12 protein-coding genes are annotated in these 24218 nt (G+C 56.8%); 3 read left to right on the top strand and 9 right to left on the bottom strand.

Going from position 1 to position 24218, the window contains the following annotated elements; translation table 11 throughout:
* Window positions 1-974: 974 nt before the first annotated feature.
* The 7 genes from CHB87_RS04345 to CHB87_RS04315 all read right to left on the bottom strand — a co-directional run bounded on the left by CHB87_RS04345 (window position 975) and on the right by CHB87_RS04315 (window position 12901).
* Window positions 975-1958, bottom strand: coding sequence for a LysR family transcriptional regulator (locus CHB87_RS04345; protein WP_176441574.1), 984 nt, complete (start codon window positions 1956-1958; stop codon window positions 975-977).
* A 508-nt stretch (window positions 1959-2466) separates the two neighbouring features.
* The gene (locus tag CHB87_RS04340; protein WP_089407138.1) at window positions 2467-3201 is read right to left on the bottom strand and encodes a hypothetical protein; all 735 of its coding nucleotides are present in this window, start codon (window positions 3199-3201) and stop codon (window positions 2467-2469) included.
* Window positions 3202-3430: 229 nt separating this feature from the next.
* On the bottom strand, window positions 3431-3649 hold the full coding sequence (locus CHB87_RS04335; RefSeq protein WP_089407137.1) for a hypothetical protein: 219 nt from the start codon (window positions 3647-3649) through the stop codon (window positions 3431-3433).
* Between the two features lie 657 nt (window positions 3650-4306).
* Window positions 4307-5905, bottom strand: coding sequence for a hypothetical protein (locus tag CHB87_RS04330; RefSeq protein ID WP_089407136.1), 1599 nt, complete (start codon window positions 5903-5905; stop codon window positions 4307-4309).
* A 46-nt stretch (window positions 5906-5951) separates the two neighbouring features.
* The gene (locus tag CHB87_RS04325; protein WP_089407135.1) at window positions 5952-9095 is read right to left on the bottom strand and encodes a TonB-dependent receptor; all 3144 of its coding nucleotides are present in this window, start codon (window positions 9093-9095) and stop codon (window positions 5952-5954) included.
* Between the two features lie 302 nt (window positions 9096-9397).
* A complete protein-coding gene (locus CHB87_RS04320; protein WP_089407134.1) occupies window positions 9398-9727 on the bottom strand; it encodes a helix-turn-helix domain-containing protein in 330 nt (109 codons plus the stop codon).
* 216 nt (window positions 9728-9943) lie between these two features.
* Window positions 9944-12901 (bottom strand): chitobiase/beta-hexosaminidase C-terminal domain-containing protein, encoded by a 2958-nt coding sequence (locus CHB87_RS04315; protein ID WP_089407133.1) that lies wholly within the window; start codon window positions 12899-12901, stop codon window positions 9944-9946.
* A gap of 1051 nt (window positions 12902-13952) precedes the next feature.
* On the opposite strand from CHB87_RS04315, the gene CHB87_RS04310 reads away from it, so the two are divergent.
* A complete protein-coding gene (locus CHB87_RS04310; protein ID WP_089407132.1) occupies window positions 13953-15398 on the top strand; it encodes a hypothetical protein in 1446 nt (481 codons plus the stop codon).
* Between the two features lie 716 nt (window positions 15399-16114).
* On the opposite strand, the gene CHB87_RS04300 is transcribed toward CHB87_RS04310, so the two are convergent.
* Window positions 16115-20167 carry a TonB-dependent receptor gene (locus CHB87_RS04300; RefSeq protein ID WP_142988209.1) on the bottom strand — a complete coding sequence of 1351 codons (4053 nt, stop codon included), beginning with the start codon at window positions 20165-20167 and terminating at the stop codon, window positions 16115-16117.
* Window positions 20168-20753: 586 nt separating this feature from the next.
* Here CHB87_RS04300 and CHB87_RS04295 point away from each other — a divergent pair.
* Window positions 20754-21056, top strand: a complete 303-nt coding sequence (locus CHB87_RS04295) for a hypothetical protein (protein ID WP_142988208.1) — start codon at window positions 20754-20756, stop codon at window positions 21054-21056.
* 182 nt (window positions 21057-21238) lie between these two features.
* Here CHB87_RS04295 and CHB87_RS04290 read toward each other — a convergent pair whose 3' ends face one another.
* Entirely contained in the window at window positions 21239-21862 is a 624-nt protein-coding gene (locus CHB87_RS04290) for a hypothetical protein (protein ID WP_217897001.1), read from the bottom strand.
* A gap of 482 nt (window positions 21863-22344) precedes the next feature.
* On the opposite strand from CHB87_RS04290, the gene CHB87_RS04285 reads away from it, so the two are divergent.
* Window positions 22345-24180 carry an alpha-amylase family glycosyl hydrolase gene (locus CHB87_RS04285; protein WP_089407128.1) on the top strand — a complete coding sequence of 612 codons (1836 nt, stop codon included), beginning with the start codon at window positions 22345-22347 and terminating at the stop codon, window positions 24178-24180.
* Window positions 24181-24218: the final 38 nt, after the last annotated feature.

The raw sequence follows: 24218 nt of genomic DNA, 5'->3' as shown, positions 1-24218 counted from the left end.
GCAAGTGTGCCGCAATTTGGCGCGGATGGAGCCAATGAGCGGTCTTTAGTTCACGCTCTGGCGAAAGGAAAAGACGGAATGATCTGACTTTAGCGGGAGGTAAGAACCCTCATCGATCAGGAATGCGTGGAGTATGCTCCCGCAACAATGTGATCATCGATAATGTCTGCCAGAACGGAGTCATCGATGCCTTCCCGTGGACGGGGGTGCCGAACAGCGGCTTGGTCGATGACCCAATCGCGAACAACACTGTCGTGAACGGTTGGCTGAGGATCGGAGGATCGGTTCCGATTATCAACTCAAACACCCGGTCAATAAATAACCTGTTTGTTTTCGACGGCTCCATTGCTTCCGTCTCCGTGTGCGAGGGAGTCGAATTTTCGCATAATCTATGGTCCACAAAACCTGCAGATGCGGTCATGGGAACGGGGAGCATCATTGCGAATCCCTTGATTTCGCAGCCCGATATTGATGGCCTTAGCAACGTAAGGATCAGCGACCTTACCCCGCTGTCAAGATCACCGGCGCGGGGAGCGGGTCTAGATGTGAAAAGAATGGTTCCCACCGATGCCCTAGGCCGCGCACGCGGACCCCATCCCAGCATCGGAGCGATTGAAATCGCTCCTTAGCAGAAAGGTTTTTCTGTCCGTCGGACGTTTAGCTCATGGGACTGGCAATTCTTGTCATCGTGCTCCGATTGCCTCGCCCCCGACGACAATGCCTACCGATAGAACCGAGACAGTCGCTGTGACTGCTATGGGCCCGCCGAGTTCTACTCACATGCGGCGCGGATCTGTTTCCACAACTATTGAAAGAGGTGCACGTGGCAATGCAATTTAGGAGCGTTCACTTGTGCGCACAGTGCGGACACTCGATTCCCCTTGAAGAAATCGATGGCAAAGCTGTCGCACTGGGCATCATTGCCTGTCCAAGCTGTAGCTCCACCGGAGCCGTCAATCTCCAGATCGTCGAGTTCATCGAGCAGGATATTTTTCCTGCGCCGGAATGACGCCCACAACCGGCGAGGTCGCGCACAGCAACAGGGACATCGAAGTAAACTGCACGGTCTCCAATTTGCGAATAAGTGCTCGAACGACGCTGCTCACGAGTTTGGAATGATTGTCGGATCGCGACGCCAAGTAGGTCTTGATGCAAAGCGCAGCCTCTTCAAGAGGACGCACGGCCACACCGGTGCGCGCAATAGTCAAAGCGTCGGCTTTGGTCAGCAACACAACACTCTCGTTCTCCTCCAAAAGTGCGTAGGCTTCTTCAACCGCCATGAAATGATGTACGCCTCTTGGCGCTGCGTTTTGTTCTATGGCAAGAGTCAACAATCGTTCGTAGAGCATGGGATGAGTCTGGCGTTCGAAGAGCACCCACTGTCTTTGCGCCAGTTGTTTCATACGGAGAGCGGGATAGGCCACTAGTCGGTCAGTACCCAAGATCGCAATATAGAACGGCGCCTCCGCCACTTTGATCTTCGTCAAGAGCGGAGCTTCCGGAGGCTCGGTTAGAAAAGCCAGATCGAGAACTCCGGTCTCAACGTCACGCACCAGCTCATGGACCAGCCGGGTATGCAGTTCTATCCGAAGTTTCGGATACTTTGTCATTCGCATCTCGAGTAGCGTAGATACAAGAAATGGATCCATATGAGGGGACCGACCGACGTTCAGTACCGCCTCGACATCTTCTTTCGCGGTGCGAACTGCCTGGAGGGCCCGATCCGCGTGAAGCACCGAGAGACGCGCTTCCTTGAGGAATGCCTGTCCTATTTCGCTGAGTATCACGGTCCGATGATTGCGAGCGAAGAGAATCGCACCCAGTCTACTTTCCAATTCCGCGATCTGCTTGGTCAGGGTAGGTTGAGTAATTCCCAGACGATAGGCCGCTCGAGCGAAACTCAACTCTTCGCCGAGAGCGATAGCCGCCTCCATCAATTTGATCTCGCTTCTTGCCATTGCGTGTCCCGAGCAGCTCTGAAGGGCGCGTGGAGATTTCAGTGCCGGACATTCGCAACATGCGGAAATCTCCGACCTCAGTAAAGAACCTGGACCAGCCATGCTCTCAGTATGGTAAATCCACCAAATTCAGTTGGGCCGCAAATGTCGAGATAATCGACGATAGCTTGCCCGCGATGAGGAGCATCTTGAATTCGTGCGCTAAACGCGCGCGCCCAATCCCCTATCAGAGGTTGCATGCAGCCTTTCGCCGATGCAACCTTCTCGAGTCCAATCGTCAAGGGCGCGTGTGTCCGCAGGGAGCATTGACAGACTTCAGCCTCTGATCGAGGCGTGAAAAATGAAGTGGGCCACGATCCAAGCCGCTTGTCTTGGAATCCAAGTCTCCGCCCCCTTCCAGAACAACACACAGAATAAGACGAAGAAGCCAGCTCCAAATGAATCTCTCACGATGCCCCAAACCGACGAAATCTCGCGATGGACGACCGCGCCGCAACACGGACAGAGCTCAGTCGTCCGATGATGCCTCTCGCGCCCTGCGATCTGCTTCGGCAACTTGGCGGCTTTCTGCTTGAAGATCGTCATCTTCTACCTCCTCATCGTCTTCTCCGCCGTCTGAGGAGCTATCGGCGTTCTGACTTGCCAGGTAAGCTGTCCGCTCGCGTTTATCACGGCGGACCTCCAGCAACTGCTGTCCCACGGTATGCTTGGGCGAATAACAGTACTGTACGTAGGCCTCGAAGAGAGCTTGATTTCGCATTCCGCGGCGCAAGAGATCCTGTTGATGATGCTTGTAGAGATGCATCAGCCCCTCTGGCGTGATTGTGTAGAAGTGCCGCTTACCTCGTTGCGTCACCTCGGCTGGAAGCCAACTCTTTTCGATCCATGCGACAACTTCAGACTTTCGAACATGGAGTGCGGTCGCCAAGCTCTCCAGAGAAAAGAGGTCGCAGCGAATCTCGCGAACGCTAAGGTGATTCCGCATCAGCATATTGCGAATGGCCTTTGGGCTGCGATTCAACTTCCGCGCGACCTCTTCGACCGGGTGCTTTACGAGCTCTTCGCGAACAGTTTCGAACTCCGACTCGGTCCATCGTCGGTGTTCTGCGCGACCCTTGAGACCGTATTGAATGACGAAGCGCCAGCACGCTTCTTTGGACCTTCCCGTGTACCGTTGCAGCCGGACCACCAACTGTTCGAGCTTATTGCCGGAGAGTACCTTCGCCTGCACCACCATCGCCATGGCTTCCGGACTCCAGGGAGGGGAGGGTTTCCTTGGAAGAAGCATTACCATGTTCACCTCGGGGCCCGATGCGATACAGCCTTGCGATCAATCGCGGTTGATAATTTGATCGGGCTCTACGAGATAGCATTCCTTGCGGAGTTTATATTGTCCAATTCCATTCCGGGATTCGGTCATTTCCAAATGGAATGACTCTCAGGCCGGCGAGCCCGCAGTCCACTTCCGAACACTAACGCGCCGTTGCGGGCGTGGAGTAATCACGGAGGACACACGGCTCTCCCCCTTCGTCGCTCATGAACTTTGCCTCGATCGAAAGTTGACTTCTCAGGCATGCTGAGAACGTCGTTCCATCGGTAAATTCGACAAAGATTTCAGGCCCGTAGGCACCATCTTCGTACAACTCGAAGCGGCGCACGACTTTGTTGGTGAGTTCCTTGCACTCGATCATGCTTTTTCCAATGAAAGGGATGACAACAGAGAACTTCCCTGCCGGGTGCAGCTAAATCGGTCAGATTCTAGCGAAACCAACTAGCGATGTCACCCACATTCTATCCTCGACGACGCCGTGCAAGGACTATTCCTTACGGTCAAACTCATCCACGCGAAATCGTTTTCCCAAGCAGCGGGTATCGCGGGCTTGCTATGGGCATCTTGTCGAAGTAAGCACTCGACTCGACCGCTCTCCTAACGCAAAAAGATAGCTGCAGATCGACGAGGCGCAAGATAAGTCAGTTGCATGAAGGCCAACAGAATCTACCCATCATGGCTGCAGTGCTCGTTCTAACCGACACGCGACCCTATCCGCTCTTTCAGAGCAAAGGCCAACTGATGGGTAACGATCGTTCCGCTCACCTCGAAGTGCAGTTCGGGCTCTTGAAGACGCAATCTGTCTCTTTCGACCCAAGACACCCTTACTGAGCGATTATTCGGTGCTTGCCACAACTCCCGTTGGATTGAGTTGAGTCTCATCCGACGGTCACGCTTTCTCGGTAGAGTCTTCATGGACTACTGCCATTCGCAGAGTCTGTGGCGCGCAGCCCGCTCGGCAGACTAAAGTGCGCTGCTTCAGGTACGAGCAGAAGCGCCTTCGCTGAAGCCCCTCCGATCAATTGCAATGAGTAGAGCCAACCCAAGCAATGCGACGTCGCACGCGATGTTTGCCCTGCCACGCGCGATCTTGGCCGCCAGTCCACCGATAGAGCTCAGGACTGCCAAGTGCGACGCTGCGCAACAGAGGATTGGGATCGAGGACAGTGCGTGTCCTTCCGTTCTTCGGATCCTTTGCCACCAGCACCGGAGGAGTCCAGATATCGCCTCGGATCGTGAGATTGGGCAACCTCATCCGCTCGTCGTCTTCCGAAGCGATCGCAGGAGCGATCATCCAATGTCCCTGCGCGATCCGGGCGTAACGAGTTTGTCTTTCTCCTCCATGCTCATGGTCGGCGGAACCGGTCACGATCTGATCGCTATGTCCCGAAGCAAAGGAGACCCGGTCGATGCGTTCATATCCTGGAGCAGCGCCTTTTGCGAGTTCTCCATGGAGGGGGCGGACACATTCGGATGTATGGTGCTGCATCCGAGCGACCACGATACAGGGTTGACCGGCAGTCGTCTCCTCATGCGAGAGAAATGTTCCAGGTAGGAGGACGCTCTCACTATCGTCCGACCACGAGGGCAAAGCCACACTTTCCTGCCAGCCCGCTCGCAAGGCTGCTGGCGCCTGAACAAGTGAGGTGACGGTGCTTGATCGCAGATCGATGGCGACATACTCCGATAGGTACGACCAGCCGAATGGTGCCGACAGATCCTGCGGGCCGGGCCGTACGCGATAGGTATCGTTTGGAAACGGCGGCGGATAGAGATTCTCCCACTCCAGCGGTACATTCGAGATGGGGCGGAGCGTCACGACGGCCTTGCCATTGGGAGAAAGTGTGAGTTCGCGAGTACCGTCTTCGTAAAGAACGACCGGAGATCCGGTCGTTCCGTCTTTCACGATCGCGGGCCTACTCCCGTTTACACTCCACAACTCCGCTCTCTGGATATTCGCCGATGCTTGACCGGGAAACATCAACGAACTGAACGACTCGCCGGTTCCCACGCGGAACGGTGCCGCGATATCCTGCTGCAAACTTCTGCGCGACACCGCGCTGGGCACGGTGAAGACATAGTGCGCCTCATCCTGCACGGAGAATGAGAGCATCTGGCGAAACTCGGGACTGAGACGTGTGACTTGCCGTTTGCCGATCAGCGCGAGGGAGAGACGGGTCTCATCGGCACCCGTACGAACCAGGAAGGCAATGCCCTTGTCATCACGCAGCCATCGAATCTGGCTGATGAGCGGAGCATCGGCAAAGGCAGTCTTCGAGGTCTCGTCGACCGTCCACGCCGGGCGGAGTTCAGAAGGAACCGCCGGGTTCTCCAGCCATCTTCCGACCTCCGGCACCTCGTAGAAGAGGAGAGAGTCACGGATCTCCCCTCTTTCCAGCGAGGTGGAAACGGTGTGGGCGACGCACCACCGACCGCTCGGCGAAAAGACCAGGTCTTCTCGTGGACTTCGGTAGACGTCGCCGAATTGCGTGATGGCGAAATCGTCTTTCACATTGAACGGATGGGGAGGGCTGATCGATCTTTGTGCGATTCCCTGACTGAGCGCGCCCAGTACGCACGCCGCCAGAATAGGGCTTTGATTCCGCAGTTTGGACATGGTTCCTCGAACGGTCGAGACGACCGCAGTGCGGGTTGGAGGCTGCTTAGAACAGGAGTTTGAGAGCGAGTTGCAACGAGCGTGGCCCGCCCACCTGGTAGAGGGAGTTGAGGTTGCCGGGCGCCGTGTTCAAGGTCGTGTAAGCCTGTCCGAATTGCAAGGGGCCATAGGCAAGGTAGTTGTAGATCGATCCGAAGCTGGGATGATTGGCGATATTGAAGGCCTCGGCGCGGAACTGGAGCCGGAACTGATCGGTCAAGGGAAACTCGCGCCGCAACGCGGGATCGAGTTCCACGGTACCGAAGCCGCGCGCGATGTTTCTGGGAGAGTTTCCCTGAACGCCCGCTGCCGCATAGGCAAAGGCGTTGTAATTGATCACTCGCCCACCCGGATAAGCTGCACCGTAGAGATACAAGGGTTGGCCGGCAACACGGTTAGGTTGGTACTGCGTCACGACGCCGGAGATCGAATCGGTGGTTTGGGTTCCAATGACATCGACAGGGAGCGCAGTACGAGCCTGCAGTCGTAGATCGAAGGCCCAATGATTGGCCAGCTTCCCCGCCCAGCTATTGAGCGGCCAAGCATCCGGCTGATAGGTGACGGCGGCCTGGAGGTTATGCCGGATGTCGTAGTCCGACGGCGCTCGAAGGAGATGGTAGATGATGAAGTTGCTCGAGGCGTTATCGATGGAGTGCGACCAGGTGTAGGAGACGAGCCCCTGCAAACCCTTCGACATGTTCCGTTGATATTTGACCTGCATGGAGTTGTAGTTCGACGAAGCTCGGCCCTGCGCGATCTGTAGCACATCCCCCACAGCGAAGTTGGCGTTCCCCAGACTCTGCGGATAGGTGATGAAGTTGGTGAGGAGCCGATGGGCTCCCGAACCGACATAACTCACGGATAGGCTCTCCCGCGGAGACAGGCTCTGTTCGATCGCAAGGCTGTAATGCAGGGCGTACGGAAGCTTCAGATGAGGATCAAAGGCGAAGACGGGGGCGGTGTACGGCGCTTGCAGCGACGGCGCAGGAATGACCAGTTGCTGAGAGGTCAAGGGGAAGCTGGCTCCCGGCAACGAGCTCTGGCTGAGGAAACCGATACCGGAATAACCGTTTCCGGCAAGCGCCGTGCCGAGGTCGTAGAACAGCCCAAAGCCCGCGCGCGCCACGGTCGTCAAACGAGCCTGCGGGTTCACAACGTATGCCGCACCGATTCGGGGGGCGTGACCGATCCAGTCGGTTCCCCAGAGCGGAGTACCCTGCGGAGCGACTTTGGTCGTGGAGAGATTATCGACCTGAGTGACGGTGTAGGGCCTCGGACCTCGCGCATCGCCGGGAGCGGGATTGATATCCCAACGCCATCCCAAAGAGAGGGAAAGCTTCGGAGAGATCCGCCACTCATCCTGAAGAAAAGTCGAGAAGTTGAGGTATACCGGCTCGATCGTATGCGGGGCATCCCCTTTCACCAGTACGGAGGCCGGCTTGTTTGTCTGGACCTGGGTATACGCGGTGAAGGCTATCTGTTCGGACGGGTTGACCGGTTCCACCACCGTTGCAAGTCGTCTCCAATCGACGCCAGCCTTCAGGCTATGCCGTCCCAACAACCAGCTATGGGTATCGGTGATGTTGATCTGCTTCTGGTCGGAGGGCGCGGTCCTGATATCCAACTTCGTGAAGGATGCGAAGGTAAAGGTCACAATCAAGCGGCTCGCGTCAGTGGGAAACGACCCGGTCGGTCCTGGCAGTGTGCTGAGCACGAGTGGCGTTGCACCACCGACATCGGTTGACCGCGAAGAAAAGGTTCCGCCGTTCTGGGTGAAGTTGAATCGCAGGTCGTTCGACTGCTGTGAGCTGAGAACCAGCGTTGCGCCTAGCGTTGCGGTGCGGTTGTAAAGGCTCGATGTCTGTTCAATCGCCGCCGCGTAGGTTGTGGTCGAGGAAGGGCTGTCGGCAAAGCGGCCAAAGAGCGAAACCTTCGATCCCAGGGTTCTGTCGAGACGCACATTCCAGTTGTCCAACTGCGCTGGATAGGAGACGGATTGCAAGAAGAAGCCGAAGCCGTTGTTCAGACCGGAATCGCCGTCGTTCTCCCTGGGAAATGCATTGAGAGCAGGCTGCAACGCTGCAGGAGCCTGGGCGCGCAGCGCATCGGTGGGCACCGGCACCGGTATGGCGGGCTGAGGGCTCCGCAGGCGCAGTCCTTCGTACGAGGTGAAGAAGTGTGTACTCGGGGTCGAGGCATGATGGCCGAAGACGATGGGCCCGCCAAAAGTGCCTCCGAAGTCATTCTGCCGCTCCCGCGTCTTCGGTAGACCGTGGAAGTCGTTGAACCAGTTGTTGGCATCGAGCGCGTCGTTGCGGAAGTAGTCGTAGAGGCTTCCGCGAAATGCGTTGGTCCCCGTCCGCGTGCTGAAGGAGAAGTTGCCGCCGGGAGTACGCCCATACTCAGCCGAGTAGGTCGAGGTGCTGCTGCGAAACTCCTGGAGCGAATCCACGGAGACGAGACTTTGCGTGCTTCCTACCGCAGTCAGACCGGGCGTGCTGCCGGAGGTGCCCGCTCCCGCCCCGAAGAGCCCGGGCTGGCTCCCCGTATTCGCACTGACGCCGTCGACCGTATAGTAGTTCGATTCGGTTCGCTGGCCGTTGACCACGATATCTCCGCTCGACCCCACACTGTTCCCGCTCGCGAAGGCCCCGACCTGCGAGACGCCGGGAGCAAGTGTCAGGAGCGTTTGGAAAGAGCGCCCGTTCAACGGCATGTTTTCAACGAAGGTTCGATCGATGATGGTGCTCACGGCCCCATCGACCGTGTTGACGAGCGAGGCACCGCTTTCTACGGTAACGGTCTCCGATACGGCGCCGACTGGAAGCGTAAAGTTCAACGAGAGAGCGCTCTGTACGTTCAGGACGATACCGGGCTTGATCAGGGTCTTGAATCCGCCTTTTGAAACCTGCACGATGTATTGGCCTGGAGGCAAGATCGACAACGAGTAGATGCCCTCACCGTTGGTTTTGCTGGTGTACCGGCTCCCGTTCGCGGTATTCGCAACCTCTATCAGCGCGTCCGAGAGGACTTTGCCAGCCGGATCCCTCACTAGACCGCTCATGGTCGCATTGGTCGATTGAGCGAGCAGACACATCGCGGGATAGAGAACTGGCGCGAGCGACAAGAGGAGAATGAAGTTCTTCTTCAAGGGATGTGTCCTTTTGCAGATGGAATGAAATTGGTTCACTCTATCTACGAAAGTTCCCGATCACTCTGTTACAGCCTTTCAAAGGAAATCGTTAGCTAGCTGTGTGGCGACGAAGGCGGCGTAGTTCCGTGCTCCTCGCTTCTGCTTATCCACTCATTTTAACGTTCGAAGCGGACTACCAAGAAGTTCGTGATGATCTGATCGTCAGTCTCCCAGTGTTGACTCTGGTTGCAGTGCGGTGCCACTCTATCAAGCGAGTTTCGGGCGGAGTGGACGACGGCAGCATGACGATTGCCCCTCCATTAGAATGTGGCGATACAGTCAGTCTTGAACTGCCTTGAGTTGAATGCGCTAGCCACCGAACCTTTTCCGGCAGACACTCTTATCGTCAGCAACTGTTGGATTGATACCAAATCGCCGATGCACTCACCGGGTGATACGATGATTTCAGACAGACGAGTCTCGTATCTGCCAGCCGGAGCTGTCTGGGTCGGGAGATGGTGTGGCCGGGAGCTTCGATCCGTCAGCCCTTCCAGACCCAGTTCGCGATAGCGCTTGACCCACTTGCCCGCGCTCTGGCGGCTAATCTTGAACTCGGCTGCCGCCTTGTTCAAGCTCAGCCGCCCCTCCACGACGGACTTCGCAAGCTACTCTCTCAGTAAACCGTAATAGGTGCCAGAGAGTGATACTTCATCCAAGTCCCTCCTTGTAATGACAATAACCTGATGAAGCTTCACAGTGAGGTTTTGACCTTCACCATGGTGCTGCGCAGGATCGCTGTGAACCGCAACCTCGCTGCGATTGGCCAAGAAAGATAGGACGATCGACCGCATTTGCGCTTGATGCACCTATGGTTTGACAAGCAATTCGGGCACGATAAAGCCTGCCTCTGTTCCGTTTGCCGGTGTCGTCGGTCGCTGGATCACATCGATTCCGTCGATGACGTATGGATTGCTGGGAGACCACGGATAATACCCTGCTCCGGCGTTGGGGCAGTTTCCTGCATTGTTGACGTAAAACGGGTAGGTCTGCGACTTCACCGTCTGGCCGCTGGTGGCAATCGGGTTGGCATCTTCAATGAAATTCGCTTCCACCACAGGCCCGGCACCGACGATGAACACCGCCGCCGTTTGGCTCGACGTGCTGACTGGGTTTCCCGCTTGCGTGCAGTTCGTGGCCGGCGCGGTCGCATCACTCGTGCCGGGAGCGGTATTCAGAAATTCGCTAAGAAGCTCCGTGATGGCATACGGCGCAGTCGTCATTGGACTGTAGATCACATTGCTTGGCCCCTCCGTCTTCATGCCGAAGATCCATGCCGGAGCGCCGTTGTTCGTCACCCGGGGATTGCACGAGCCGCTGTTGCACAGGGACTCTGCCTCGGAATTGTACTGACGAGCCATGAAGTAGTTCGTTCCATCCACCCGGTACGGGCTCGTGGCGATGTCTTCCGCAAACAGCTCGCCAGCCCCGGAGACGCGATACACCCCAGTGTTATTGGACACATCGCGGATCACCACAGTACGTGCAGATACCCCACTTGCCGGGGCATCCATTCGAACACTATAGGAGACGTTGCTTCCCGCGTTGTCGAAGGCCAGACGCTCGATGACGAGAGTGTTTGCAAATGGGCAGCTTCCCGATGAGTTACTGGTTACATCGAAGATCGGTGAACCGGCGGGAAAGTTGGACGAAGACAGCGCACGGATCGTCGAGTCCATGCCAACAATGCGATCGACCCAGGACGGTATCTGAATGGGAGAGCTGACGTACCAGACACCGTGCGGAAGATAAAGCGTGGACGTGGTACCGCGGCAAGCAAGCGCCGCATTGATCGGAGCGGTGGCATCCACCGGAGTGCCCACCTCATCCGTCCACGCCGCGCTCATCCCGGAGGCCGGCGCCACCCACTGTGACGAGGCATCGTAAGGGAGAACTGGCGTATCGATGGTCAGCGGCAGGAACAGACCGTTGTCCGCGGTCCATGTCGAGCCTACCAACACACCGTTCACATTCGTCGCAACGGAGTTGAAGCTGCTCTGTCCCGTGGCGAAGTTCGTGCCGTGGATCGAAACTGCTCCGCCAGCAAGATTCAACACGAGCGAAGCACCGGGCTGATCGAAGCGGCTATTCGCGATCGTAATCATGCCGTCGGTCGAAACATTCGTGATGGCCGACGCTGCCTGTCCGGATTTGACCCAGATCGCGTTGGCGCCAACAAGATTGTTGTCGTTGCGAAGGGCGCCTGAAATCTGGTTGTCGAACGTGACATGCTCCATCGTGAGCCCCGTGGTGGTATTGCCCACGTCCATACCCCAATTGAAGCCGGTGATGGAGACATTCTCGATCAGCCCCGGCCCGATCAGGGGTCGCGTCATGTCGATCCCGGTTCCCTGCATGGCCGAGTCGCTGTCGCCCAGGATCGTGACGTTGCGCACCGCTCCCTTGTTGCTCACGACGTAGCTGATGCCGACGGCGCCATCGTTGCCGGCCGCGCTCGCATCGATGGTGAAGTTCTCCATCACATTATTGAAGCCCTGGTTGCCGTACTCGACGCCAGCGTCGGTGGCGGACTGCGTAAGGATGAGAGGTGTCAATGCCTGGATCGGTGTCGACGTGACCGTGCTCGTTGGGCTGCCGGTCAGCGTGATGGAGTTTGAACCGATCGAAGCGATCGAAACTCCTTCCCGCATTCCGGCGCCTTTCAAGAGCTGATTCACATACAACCCTTTGGTGCTGGATACGGTAAGCAAACGGTTTCCGGGCGTTCCGCTGCCGGTGAAGTTCACGACCGGGACCGTGTTGGCGCTCAGCTTGAAGACAGTGCCTGACTGGCTCTGCCCGAGAAACACCATGCCGTATGCCGGCGTTCCGTCGCTATAGTTCTTCACCAGCGGCAAACAACTCGGATTGCTCAATAGATACGTCCCGGTGGGAAAGTAGATAATCACGTCTTCCATGGGCGTTGCCGTTCCGAACTGGTGGTCGTTACGAGTCAGCGCTGAGTTCTTCAGCAGCGCTTGAATCGCGCAGGCGGCATCGGCACCTCCGGTGTTGTCTACACCTCCTTGAGTTACCACATTGATCATGCCGGCGCCGGAGAGCGACACATCGGCGAGAGGAACGGTCTCTGTATACGCAATCTGGCCTGGAACCGTCGGCGTATCCCACGGAGCGGCAACGATCGTCACCGCCGTGCTTGCCGCAGTGCTCGTCTTATAAGCAGCCCCGCCCGCAATCGCCTTGATCGTTTCGGTTGCGCGCACAATGACAGGGGTCGCATAGACGGCGGAGCTAGTGGTAGGCGTCGACCCGTCCACGGTGTAATAAATCGTCGCTCCGGTACTTGTGTTCGTCATGGTTACCGTCTGCTCAGAGCTGTTCGCACCTCCTGCAACCCAGATCGACGGAGTCGCTGCCACAGGGAGGTTCGTGAACGTGTAGCTGGCTGTCGCCACTGCGCTGGCCGTATAACCGATCTCGGCGGCGTATGCTTCGATCATTTCCGCCGCTGCAACGGTGATGGGACCCGAATAAGTAGGAGATGCACTCGTCGGCGTTGAGCCATCCGTGGTGTAGTGAATGGTCACGCCGGGCGATGTATCCGTAATCGCCACCATCTGGGACGTGCTATACGTTCCGCCGGCAGGCGAAAAACTCGGCAAAGCAGCGACCGGCAACGAGGCAGGAGCGGTTGCGCCTTTCCCACAACCCACGGCGGCACAAAGAGCCGATAGCACGGCGACATGCAAGCCTCTCGCGGCGAGGCAACACTTACTCGGAAAAAGACAAATCGACGTCCACTTCATTTCAAATTCCTCAAGATTGGCTTTGGCGTACGGCGCTGTAAGTGTCCCATCGGACGCTACAAGATCTATGCTCCGGGGCCTGGGCAAGAAGACATGCAGTGACTCTGTAACCGCACCATGTCCACAATGTGCCCACTTACGGTTCCGGTGTTCTGGGCCTGCCCAAACGCACACCGAGACGAAACACACAGCATCAGGAAGAGCGCCATGAATGGAAATAGCGACCTTCTCCAAAAGCAGTCAAGCGAAATGGTAGGCATTGGCTCAGAACACCGAAAGTCAGAATTTGAGAACGTGGAATTTCTAATCGCTCATTCCGGCGGTTCGCAAGGGTTTTCTAGATAACGCACGCAGGCTCACGCCCGCCCCTCTCGACAGGCGTGGCCTGCAAGACTTCCGCCCTCCCAGCGTTTGCCCTCGGGTTCAGCAGCCCCTTATCTCATCGTTATCTAGAAAACCCTTGAAGGCCCCGTGGCCACCCCATTACTGTCGGGTCGCCTTCAAATCTCATTCCCCTCGTCCCAGACGCCCGCCGTTCCCATCTCCGGGAGAGTTCACGGCGGACAACAGCCGGTAAGCGGCGCCACGATACGCTTTGGACAGTCGGCGGCCATACTAGATGGCAGTGAATCCGATCAATGCAACCACCCCAAGCGTGACAAATGGCCGCTCTTCCGCAGGCCGACATCAACGTCGAAAACGACCGGGACAAGGCTTCGGCTTTGTCTTGGGTTTGGAGATGGTCGCGGTGGTCTCTTCGCTGAACCGTCAGGCAGTGGACGAGCGGTCAGCGGTGCTCCGCAAAGCGGTATCACCGCAAACGAAACGCCCTGCATCGTGGAAATCGTCGATGCTGCCGTCCCACTCGTCACTCCCCTTTCCCGCTGAGACGCCAAACGGTGCACTCGCCACAAAGCTCTACTTCGGGCGAGAGACGGACCCGCTCGAAAGCGATGCTGGCCCCGCAACGGCAACAGCCCTTCGCGGCACAGATGACAAGGGCTTGCCCTATCGTCTATCATCCGTTTGACATCGAGAGGCTGTACCAAGGATGGTGGCGAAGAAAACACGCAAAATTTGGGTGCCAAAGACAGAAGACGAGAAATTGACCGTTCAAAGGCAGTTGGATCGTCTCCTGCTCGACGATGGCTTCGCCAAAAGCGAGCGATGCGGCGATTTTTTGCGCTTTATCGTCCAGCGTACGCTCGCCGATGAGGCCGACTCTCTCAAAGAACGGGTTCTTGGCATCGAAGTCTTCGGTCGCAATCCCAGTTATGACACCATCAACGATCCCATAGTCCGCGTGACTGCCTCAAAGATTCGTAAACGCATTTCCAAATACTATGAGGATCCGCAGCATCAGGACGAATTGCGGGTTTCGTGCCCTGCAGGTTCATATGTCCCCGTCTTCGAGCTTCTTGAGGACGAAACTCCCGAGCCATCCAACAGCGACTCGATATCCGAGCATACCAACAGGGCCTCGGTAAAGGCATCTGCTCCCGCTGCGGAGCTTCCTGAAGTCGATACAGCTCCAGACCCGTTGAGTTTGTCCAAGTCCGGTCTGGAATCATCGGTCATTCCCCATCAAGCCTCATCGGTGGACGATAGGCGCGGGAGACTCCGGTGGGTGATCCTCGGCTCTTTGCTCGGTACTATCGTTGCCGGTTTCTTGGCAGGTCTTGCATGGTACCGGTCATCTCGCGCGACAACATCCGCTGCGCGAATCCCTCCGTGGTCCGCGCTTTTCAACTCTTCTCATCCCACGCATCTGATCACAAGCGACTACGCCCTCGTTGTGCTTCGTGGAATCTCGGGAAATTCTGTTCCACTGGCCGATTATGCAAATCGCAAATATATCGCTGAGCCGAACAAGCTAACGCCGGAAGAGCTTCGTTATTTCGATACTGTATTTTCCAAAGGCAGCTCAACCTCCGACGTCGACGCTCCCATCATCGCGAGAATCTCGGCTCTGGCTCAGGAAAATCACAGGGTGATCGATGCACGCGCGTCCCGGCATATCACTATCTCCGACCTCCGGACCGACGATAACTTCATCTTCGTGGGCAGTCCGTCGTCCAACCCGTGGTCGTCCCTATTCAGCAATGAACTGGATTTTCAGTTTGTGATCGACAAGGACAGCCAACAGGAGATTGTCCGGAATGTGCGGCCGAGCCCTCACGAATTGCCTGTATATGTGCCAACCGCTCTGGGTGGGGCAACAGGCGAATCGTACGCCATCATTGCCCTGGTGCCCAATCTCGACCAGAACGGACAAGTTTTGCTTGTGGGCGGAGCGAACGGCGAAGGCACGGACGCCGCTGGACGATTAATCACCGATCCCACACGTCTTTCAACCGCATTGAGCTCCTGTGGCATTGGACCAGGAAGCGCACTCCGTTACTTCGAGCTGTTGCTCCGCCTCAGTACCCTCGCCGGTTCTCCGACCCATCTCGATGTGGCTGCCTGCCACCTACTACCCGGTACGCCACCGCGTTAGATCTGTCGATTTTTTTCTCCGCTCGTCTTCAGGGACGACAACAGAATCGGCCAGAAGATGCGCGGTCGAGTCGAGTTGCCTCGCACCGGCTCCGTGACGTTCGCTTCTCGCCGCGGCGTTGATTCATCCTCTCATGGTGAGTTCGACAAGAGCTTGACGCTCATCTCCGCCACGGTTCGTCTCACCTTCGTCGGCAATCCGATGTCCAACATCTTCTGGATCGCATCCTTCTGGAAGCCGAGCTGAGCGGATCGATATATCCGGGTTCCGCTCCACGCATGTCTGGCAAGCAACTCGTTGTCCGCATGACAGCGAGCCGCACGGTGTGGCTCCGCGACGCACGAGCGCCCGAACATTCAGACAGCTATCTCGAGGTTCGAGGAAAAGAGTCGAGCGGCGTCGTACTCAGCCACTCGGACCGGACGAATGCACGGCAAGCCACCGCGATCACAGACGGAGCTTCCAAGGATGCCGTTACACAGTTCTTCAATCTCCTGCGCCAGTCCTCCGGCGAATGACTATCGCGGGCAGTACCGCGTCGCCTCATTGGCCGATGTGAAAATAAACAGGAACAGGGCTCGAAACACCGGGCAAATCTCAAGTTGCCCGCCCACAAGCGCCATGCTGGTAGGCGGGTTATCGGCATCGCTTGATAGATGCTCGAAGAACAGTCTTCGTACCGATCAAGCCATCATGCCGACCGAAGCAACCATGCGCTAAAAGGTCAGCCGGAGAGTGAATTGCAGCTGCCGCGGTGTCCAATAAGACGAAGCCCCTACACCACCGGCTTGCACTTGCTGCGTACCGTCGGTTGCATTGGGGTTCGTGTAACCTTGAATGTTGAACGCATTGAATGCATCGACATTGGCTCGCAGAAGTACCGTTTTCGTGATGGGAAAGACTTTGAACAGCGATAGATCGGCGTTATAGTTCATAGGCCCATGCAGAAGCGTCTTCGTGAACGGATTCGTCGACGGGCCTGGTGAAAAACCAACTTTTTGAACGGTGGTGCCGTTAAGCAGCGTGACATTGACGTTGTTGGTGTTGTAGTTGGGGTCTTGCGCCGTACCGCCTGGGGTTGCGGGGTTGTAGTTGGTGTCGATCGGGCTGGAGTAAGGAGCCCAATTGCCTGGAAGTCCAGTGACGCCTTTGCTGGACGCGTTCACGACGCTCGGTGCAAGATACCCGTTGAACCACTCGTACGCTTTATAGCAATTCCCTGTTCGACAATCGGTGATCGGCGCTCGATGTTTATAAACATGGATGGGATTGGTCGGTCCCCAGTTGGCACTGGCCACAAAGAAGTCCTGCGAGACGACCGTTCCGTCGCCCGCGACCTGCCAGCCTCCAACTACTTCATCCACGAACCGATTGACACGCGATAAATATCGTTTGCCGCGGCCAAAAGGAAGATCGACAATGCCATTGAAGCTGATACGTTGCAGCGGTATGGCAGTATCCACCTTATAGTTCTCAAACCTGTTCAAGGCACGATTGTAGGTGTACGACGGCGCACCGCTAGAAGGAGAAGGCGGGCGGTTCGGAGCTGTCACTGGATAGGCCGACGTCATTACACCTTGAGTGTTGCCGATAAAATCGCCATAGGGGTAAATGATGTTGTCATTATTGCGGTTACCGCCAACACGGAAGGGCTTGGACCAAACGTAGTTGATCTGGTACGCAATTCCGCGATGATAAAGTCTTTGATAGGAAGCCTGAAGCGCATTGTCGTTCGACCATCCCGATTTCTGCTCATAGTAGATGTATTGAGAATATGCCTTGTTGTCGTAGGGGTCTTCCAGATAGTACGACGACGGCACCGCCGTTCCGGCATTCATCTGCCAAACATAAGAGGAAGGAAGAGTATTTAGGTAATACCATTGATCCAGATTGGTGCCGTGAACGTATAGCCATGACACGCGCAACGCCGAGCTTCCCTTCAAAGCCTGCTCTACAGTGACGTTTACTTGCGACACGTAGTCCGGCGGCTGATTCGGATTGAGTGCGTAGGCGTTGAGCGATCCCGCTGTTATAGCATTGATGGAAGAAGTATCTACTACATTTGCAGTGTTGACGCCCATGATCGGCGTGCCGGACGAGAGAGGGCCAGTTGCGGTTTGCGGGGCGCGCAGTTCGTAGTTAGCCAGTCCATCGGGCGACTGGTTTCCTACGATGTAGCTCTGAGAATAGGTCGCCTCGAACGGCGAGTACCTCGCGACGGTGTTCATGACTGAGCGCGTGGGAACGGGATAGATATATCGGCCATAACCTGCCCGCAACACGGTACCGATCTTATCGCCGAAGAGCTGATACGCGAGCCCCAGGCGGGGCGCAATCGTCAGGTCGTAATTACGCAGAATAGCTGCCGGCATATTCGCTTGAGCGGGGGTCTCAAGGTTAACGCCAAGATTTTGCAGATTCGTCACAATTGCCTGGGTCGTCAGTCCCTTGTTCACGTAATATGACGCGGGATTCGGCAGCACAAGATTGTGCGTCGGCAAGTCCAGGCCGAGCATGATGCCGTCTTTTGTCCCAATCGCTGGATGGGCTTCATATCGAAGGCCAAGGTTTATCGTAAACTTCCTTGTCACACGAAAATTGTCCTGGTAATAGGCATCGAACTCCATGTCGTGGAAGTGTACATACGGTGCCGGTTTCGACACCGAATACCCGGATGCGTCTCCAATAAAAAGATCAGCCAAATAGTTGCCAGTATTGCTTAATTGCCCATAAGTGGTCTTGGTCGTCGGATCTTCGAGTCCGGTTCCCTGTGCACCGATACCGACACCGTCGGACGATGAATTGGGGATCATACCGAACCCTTCGTGACGATAGCGGGCCCCAAACTGCATCTGGTGCCTGCCAAGTGTTTTCGTCAGATTTTCGTCAATGGTGGTCACTATCTGGCTGAGGCCATAGATGTTACCCTGCCCGCCTTGCAAATCATTCTGCAGGATTGTGTCGCCGCTGCCAAAGCTCGGAAAACCGGTTTCTCCAAAATTATTGGGTAAGCCCAGCATCTGTTCATAGTTCAGATTTGGGTTACCCAATGGAGAAACGTGCTGAGCCGCCCACTGCTGACTGAGGACTGTCTCCGAAACGAGCGAGGGCGAAAAGATGTGCGTGAAGCCGATGGCTCCGGAATAGGTGACGCTGGGGAGAAAGGACACACCGCTCACGCCAGCTGGGATACCATCCGCGGCAAGCGTGGCCGGAGCATTGCCGGGGCTGTTCGTTAGAGAAACGGCACTGTAGTTGTTGCTTCCATAGCGAAGGTATGCTCGATTGTTTTCGCTAAACTGGTGGTCGAGGCGCAATGTGATGGTGGGGCTGGTTGAGTTGGAGATGCCGGGAGTGGTTAGGTTAGTGCTGACAAAAGGATTGTTGGTATTGCTCGGATTCGGCAGGATATCGAAGAGCGCCTTGGCCGTGGGCGAGAGGCGGCTGAGGGGAATCTGATTGTTGAGGAAGGGAGCACGACACCACTGATTTGCCTGGCCCGTCCCATTGCAGTTAGCCGATGGGGCGGTCGTGTTGGGGTCGTAAAGTTGCTGAAATTGATTCGAACTGTTGTAAAGCCCGCTGAAATCTCCCCGCTTCATCGCCGGTGTCGGCACATACACATTTTCCGATGTAAAGCTTCTCAGCGAATAACGCTCGAAGGCAAAGAACCAGAAGGATTTGTTTCTACCGTCGTAGATGTGCGGCAAGACGATCGGGCCTCCCGCCGAAGCGCCGAACTCGTTACGAACGAGGTGTGGCGCTGCGAAATTTGAAGGATTCTGGCGTGAGCGCGCTATGCCAAACGCATTGTTGCGCGCGGTTTCGAAAAACGAACCATGGAGCTGGTTCGTACCCGATTTTGTGGTGATGATCACCGTGCCCGGTGCGGCGTACATGGCGCTGCTGTTGGACGTTTCCACGCGTACCTCTTGAACTGCGTCCGGGTCCGGCAACTGGCCGTTGGCCGAAGTGACGCCGCCAGATTGACGGTTCGAGAGGGGCACACCGTCGGCGACGTAATCGAGCGCCTCACCCATCAGCCCATTGGCACGGGTGCCTCCCTCGACACCCGGCACGGTCACGCCTATCAGGGTGGTCACCGACCGCCCATTCATGGGGAGTTGATTGATTCTGGCATTTTCGAGCGTCGAGGAGATGGTTCCGCTGTCCGTGGTTATCAACTGAACCTGATCGGACGTGACCTGTACGGACTGGCTGACGTCCCCAAGCGCCATCACTGCATTGATGGCGGCATGTTGTTCCACTAACAGCTCCAGTACAATCCGATAGCTCTTCATGCCCGGAGCCGTTATCGTGACCCCGTATTTGCCCGTGAAGAGACCCGGGACCTGGTAGAAGCCGACGCTATTGGTTTTGGTGTCGGACGTGGTATTCGTATCCTGCTGGACCACATGCACCAAGGCTCCGGAGATAACCGCGCCGGTAGGGTCGGTTACGGTACCTTGAATCGATCCTGCTCCGCTCTGCGCGACGGCACTTGAGCAGCACATCGCTATCAGCAGAGTGAATACGATGGCGAGGAGGGGCGCCGTCGACCCGCGGCGGTTGAGTGACGTGTCTTGGCTTTCTCCTTCACGTCTCCATCTCGCAGGGGTCAACACTCGGCTTTCCCAAAGACGTTCTTTCGAGGAGACCGCCTCAGTTGCTTGAGGGACCTGCCCGTATGCCGGCCTGAGTACGAACCGCGCAAACGCATCGATCGTGTATTTCATCTTCAGCTGATTGGCTTCGACTGTAGGATTCACTGTGTTCTCCTTAAGAAGTTGTTGCAATCCTGTCCGCGTCCGGTCCACACCACGAATCACGGCGAAAGACTCTCAAATGTTTGAATTTGAGAACGGAGAACTTCTAGTTGCTCGTTCGAGCAAATCGCAAGGCTTTTCTAGATAACGCGCGTATGGTCGCGTCTGGCGAATCTCACAGATGCAGCCCTCAAGACCAGTTCCGTCGCGCATGATCTGTTGCGTAAAGCATGTCTCGTGCAACTCGACGGAGCCGGCCGAGCCAAACCGTCGCAGGAACAACCTAGAGTTCATGCTTGAAGTGCCATCTAGCGACGGCAAGACCAGCAAGCCGCTCGTTGGCTACGCCAATGCCTGGCAAAGCGGCCTCGATTTGCACGGGCTTTTCTAGATAACACCCCCGTTATCGTTGCCAGTCAGCAGTTAACGGCCGATAAGTGGAATGGCTGTGGGATCTACGCCAGACGGCTCAGCCCTTGGCGACCGTGAGGTGTTTGGCGATGTCGCTTCTGAATGATTGAAAGTCAGGTAAGGATTATGAGTACGTTGGCTGGGCCGGGGGAGACTTTGACACTCCTTCCCTGCTGTCATGAAACCAGATTGGCGGGTAGCCGACTTCGAGTTCCCGGAGGGCGGCGAGCCAGTCCTTGCGCCTGACACGAACCGCACCGCTCGTCTTTTGGGCTTCGTCGACCGCCTCGCATCGACGCCCGTCGAGGAACGCTTCGATACCTACGTCGAACGCGCACAAACCTTCGTCGAAGCGGATGGGGGCATCACCTATCAGGTCACATGTCCAGCCATCTGCGAGGAATACGCGCTCCGCTTTGTCGACCAGACGGGATCCGAAGGGAAGGCTCGCCGAGCCGACCACGAGTTCGAGCGTCCATGAAGGTGTATAGTTCCGCTCTTCTGAACCACCGCGAGGATCGACGGCGAATCAACCAACGGTGAGCGTCCACTTCCGCTCACAACGCCGCAAGGTGGCCGCGCCGATCGAAGCAGGCTGGCCGCCGGGCTTCCAGCGTACTCCGTCTTCGCAATCCCGTAGACCTCGTCGTCAGCAGCGGACTTTCAAGGTTCAGCCAGCAATTGCAGGAACTCCGCAACTGCGTCCTTGCGTAGCCAGGGATCGATCTTATGATCTTTCACGGGACCGTTGTGGTTCACCGTGATGCGTAGCAATCGCGCAACGTACTCCATCGCGAATGGGTGATTCTGCTTCGTCGCGCGCTGAAAGTCGTTGCCGTCCAGGGTGCCAACTTGTCGGAGCACCAAGGCTCGAAGATCTTTCCCGAAGTGCATCGAGTCTGCGCTGATCTGCCATGCTCCGGCTTCCATCGTTGCGGCCGCCACGGAGCGGGGATTTGTCATGTCTCGACCTGCGTCCCAGTTCCACGAAGACTCGAAGCCGGCCAAAACCCGCATTACCTCCAGCATGGCTGCTCTTCGTTGCTCGATCCCCGACCAAGGTCCCAAGGCGTGCTCGACGTTCGCATAAACGTCCTTGTGTGCACTCGGGGTAAAGAGGTCTTCCGGCGCGGTGCGTCCCCACGCAATAAGCTCGTCCAGAAACGCGTCCGGAGGGACGCCTCGATTGTCGACCCTCTGCTTCGACGCAACATAACGAGGCTTCACCCGCTCAGCTTGGCCGAAGGCGCGGGTAAGAGATGGAAACGCTTGTAAAAAGAGACCCATACCTGTTGCTCGAAGAAAAGTCCTACGCTTCATCGTACTGGCGTCCTTCTGCAGGGGATTTACATCGCTAAGGTAGCTCGATCGGTGGAGACACAATAAGTCTGCCACGAGTTACCTTCCGCCGCCGCCAATTTTGTTGAATGCCAAGCACGATACGAGGACGCCTCAGAGCCGAACGCGATGCTTTGGGTAGCGAACCGGTTTAATCTGCATGCCGGATTGCCTTAGCCAATCATGGCGATCAAAAGAAAGGCATTCCGCGCCCGAAAGTTCCAGTGGGAAGAGTATAAGAACTGGCGCGGCCTTCAAGCGGTGAAGTTGCTATAACACCCGGCGAGATGAAAGCGAAAGAGCACCTTTCCCGGATTGCAAAGCGCGCCGAATTTTTGTGAGAGCAACTGAAAACCCCTGTTCGACTGCCGCGAATTTCCTGCTAATATCCTCACATCCAGTTTCCCAATAGAGCTTCTTCCGGAGACCATATGAATGCTCCGTCTCAAAAGCAAGACGGCATGGGTAGCCTTCTCTACCCCGACGGGACCGCCAGGTTCCGTGTCTGGGCGCCATCCGCATCTGGAATCGATGTCGTCCTCTGGAATGCCGTAGGAGCTTCGAAGTCATACCCACTTGCCAACGAGATCGGCACGCCGAACTGGTCCGCGGACGGCATTCCCGCCATTGTCAACACCTGCTATCAGTACGTGATCACCACGGCTCCCGGACAGGACAACGATGCGTCGAAGCCGCACTGGCGTACCGATGCGCGCGCCCTCCAGGTGGAAAACTCGACAGAGGCGGGACGGGGCTATGTCATCGACCCCACCCTCTTCACCACCAATCGCACAACGTTCACGACGCCTCCGTTTGAGGATTTTGTCATCTACCAGTTGCATGTCGGCTCGTTCACCGGCCGCAATGACAACCTCAATCGCACCGTCCCCACCTCCACATTTGTTGAACTCAAGAATCGTCTTCCGTATATTCGGAGCCTGGGCTTCAATGCCATCGAGCTGCTGCCCATCTCGAACTTCCAGGCGGATGTGGCGGGAGGAGCCGGCGAAGGCTATGGGCCGTCCGATCTGTTCGCATCGGAAAACTTGTATGCGACCTCTCCCGAGAAGGCAGTCGCGGAACTGATCGAACTGATTGACGCCGCCCATAGCATCGGTCTGGCCGTCATCTTGGACCTGATCTTCAACCATGCCGCGCTGAACAACAACCGCTATTGGCAGTATGACGGCAACTGCTCTGGCGATAACGGACACCCTGGCGGGATCTACCACGTTCACGGGCATCATACGGACTGGGGCGAAGGGTTTGCCACCTGGCAGCGCGAGGTCAGAAATTTCCTTCTGGATAACGCTCGCTTGTACCTGCGAGACTACCGGGTCGACGGACTTCGCTTCGATGCGGCGCAGGCCATCGACCCAGCCGCCGTCTCCGAGATCCTCTGGTCGCTTCGCATCGAATATCCGAGCAAGTACCTCATCGCGGAGTACAACCCATCGGATCCCGGAACGACGGTCGCTTCACCTCAGGATGCCTATGGCTATCTTGGATTCTGTGCGACATGGAACATGGACAGTCCGTGGAGGATGTACGACATTCTGAACGGCATCAATGTTATCGACTATCTCTGTAAGCGAATCGGCGACTTTTCGGATTCCAATCCCTGGCACCTCGTTCAGTACCTCACCGGCTCCCACGACCAGATCTATTTGGACGACAAAAACCCCAATGGACTGTACATTGCCCAGCGGTTCGGTGGTCGTTTGAATGGCTACGCTCGTGCGAAGAGCCGTCTTGCCTGGGCTCTCAATGCCACGCTCGCCGGCACGCCCATGCTCTTCATGGGGACAGAGGGACACATTGACGGTTACTGGAATCCGTGGGTCGAAGGGCAGATCGACCATCGACTCGATTGGCTCCGCATCGGGGACGATCTGGGTGCGCCAATGCAGCGCATGGTCGCGGACGTGAACAACCTCCGCTGGAATCACGCCGCGCTGCGCTCGCCTGCGGGACAGATCACGCACACTGACGATACGAACAACGTCGTCGCATTCAAGCGTTGGAACAACGCTGGCGATGTGCTCCTCATCGTCGTCCATGCCGGTGACGGACAATGGAGCGACACCTCCTATGAGGTGGGTCTCGACGGTGACGGCGGCACATGGCAGGAGATCTTCAACTCCCAGGCGCCGGTTTATGGCGGCGTCAACGCCGTGGGCAATCCCGGCTATCGGCTTGGCGCCAACGACGGTCGGCTGTCGGTCAGTCTTGCAAGCTGGTCGGTGCATATATTCGTCAAACTCTGAGCGAGTTTCGTGAGTTTCTGAAGCACCCGGTCGGCAAG

Source organism: Granulicella rosea, from assembly GCF_900188085.1.
Taxonomy (GTDB): Bacteria; Acidobacteriota; Terriglobia; order Terriglobales; family Acidobacteriaceae; genus Edaphobacter; species Edaphobacter rosea.
Note: the sequence above shows the minus strand (reverse complement) of the source record. Positions and strands in the feature narration are given on the sequence as shown.

Excerpts from the sequence above, each read along its gene's own strand:
- CHB87_RS04330 (WP_089407136.1), bottom strand. The coding sequence starts at position 5,905 with ATGTCCAAACTGCGGAATCAAAGCCCTATTCTGGCGGCGTGCGTACTG.
- CHB87_RS04285 (WP_089407128.1), top strand. The coding sequence starts at position 22,345 with ATGAATGCTCCGTCTCAAAAGCAAGACGGCATGGGTAGCCTTCTCTAC.
- CHB87_RS04335 (WP_089407137.1), bottom strand. The coding sequence starts at position 3,649 with ATGATCGAGTGCAAGGAACTCACCAACAAAGTCGTGCGCCGCTTCGAG.
- CHB87_RS04345 (WP_176441574.1), bottom strand. The coding sequence starts at position 1,958 with ATGGCAAGAAGCGAGATCAAATTGATGGAGGCGGCTATCGCTCTCGGC.
- CHB87_RS04315 (WP_089407133.1), bottom strand. The coding sequence starts at position 12,901 with ATGAAGTGGACGTCGATTTGTCTTTTTCCGAGTAAGTGTTGCCTCGCC.
- CHB87_RS04310 (WP_089407132.1), top strand. The coding sequence starts at position 13,953 with ATGGTGGCGAAGAAAACACGCAAAATTTGGGTGCCAAAGACAGAAGAC.
- CHB87_RS04340 (WP_089407138.1), bottom strand. The coding sequence starts at position 3,201 with ATGGCGATGGTGGTGCAGGCGAAGGTACTCTCCGGCAATAAGCTCGAA.
- CHB87_RS04290 (WP_217897001.1), bottom strand. The coding sequence starts at position 21,862 with ATGGGTCTCTTTTTACAAGCGTTTCCATCTCTTACCCGCGCCTTCGGC.
- CHB87_RS04295 (WP_142988208.1), top strand. The coding sequence starts at position 20,754 with ATGAAACCAGATTGGCGGGTAGCCGACTTCGAGTTCCCGGAGGGCGGC.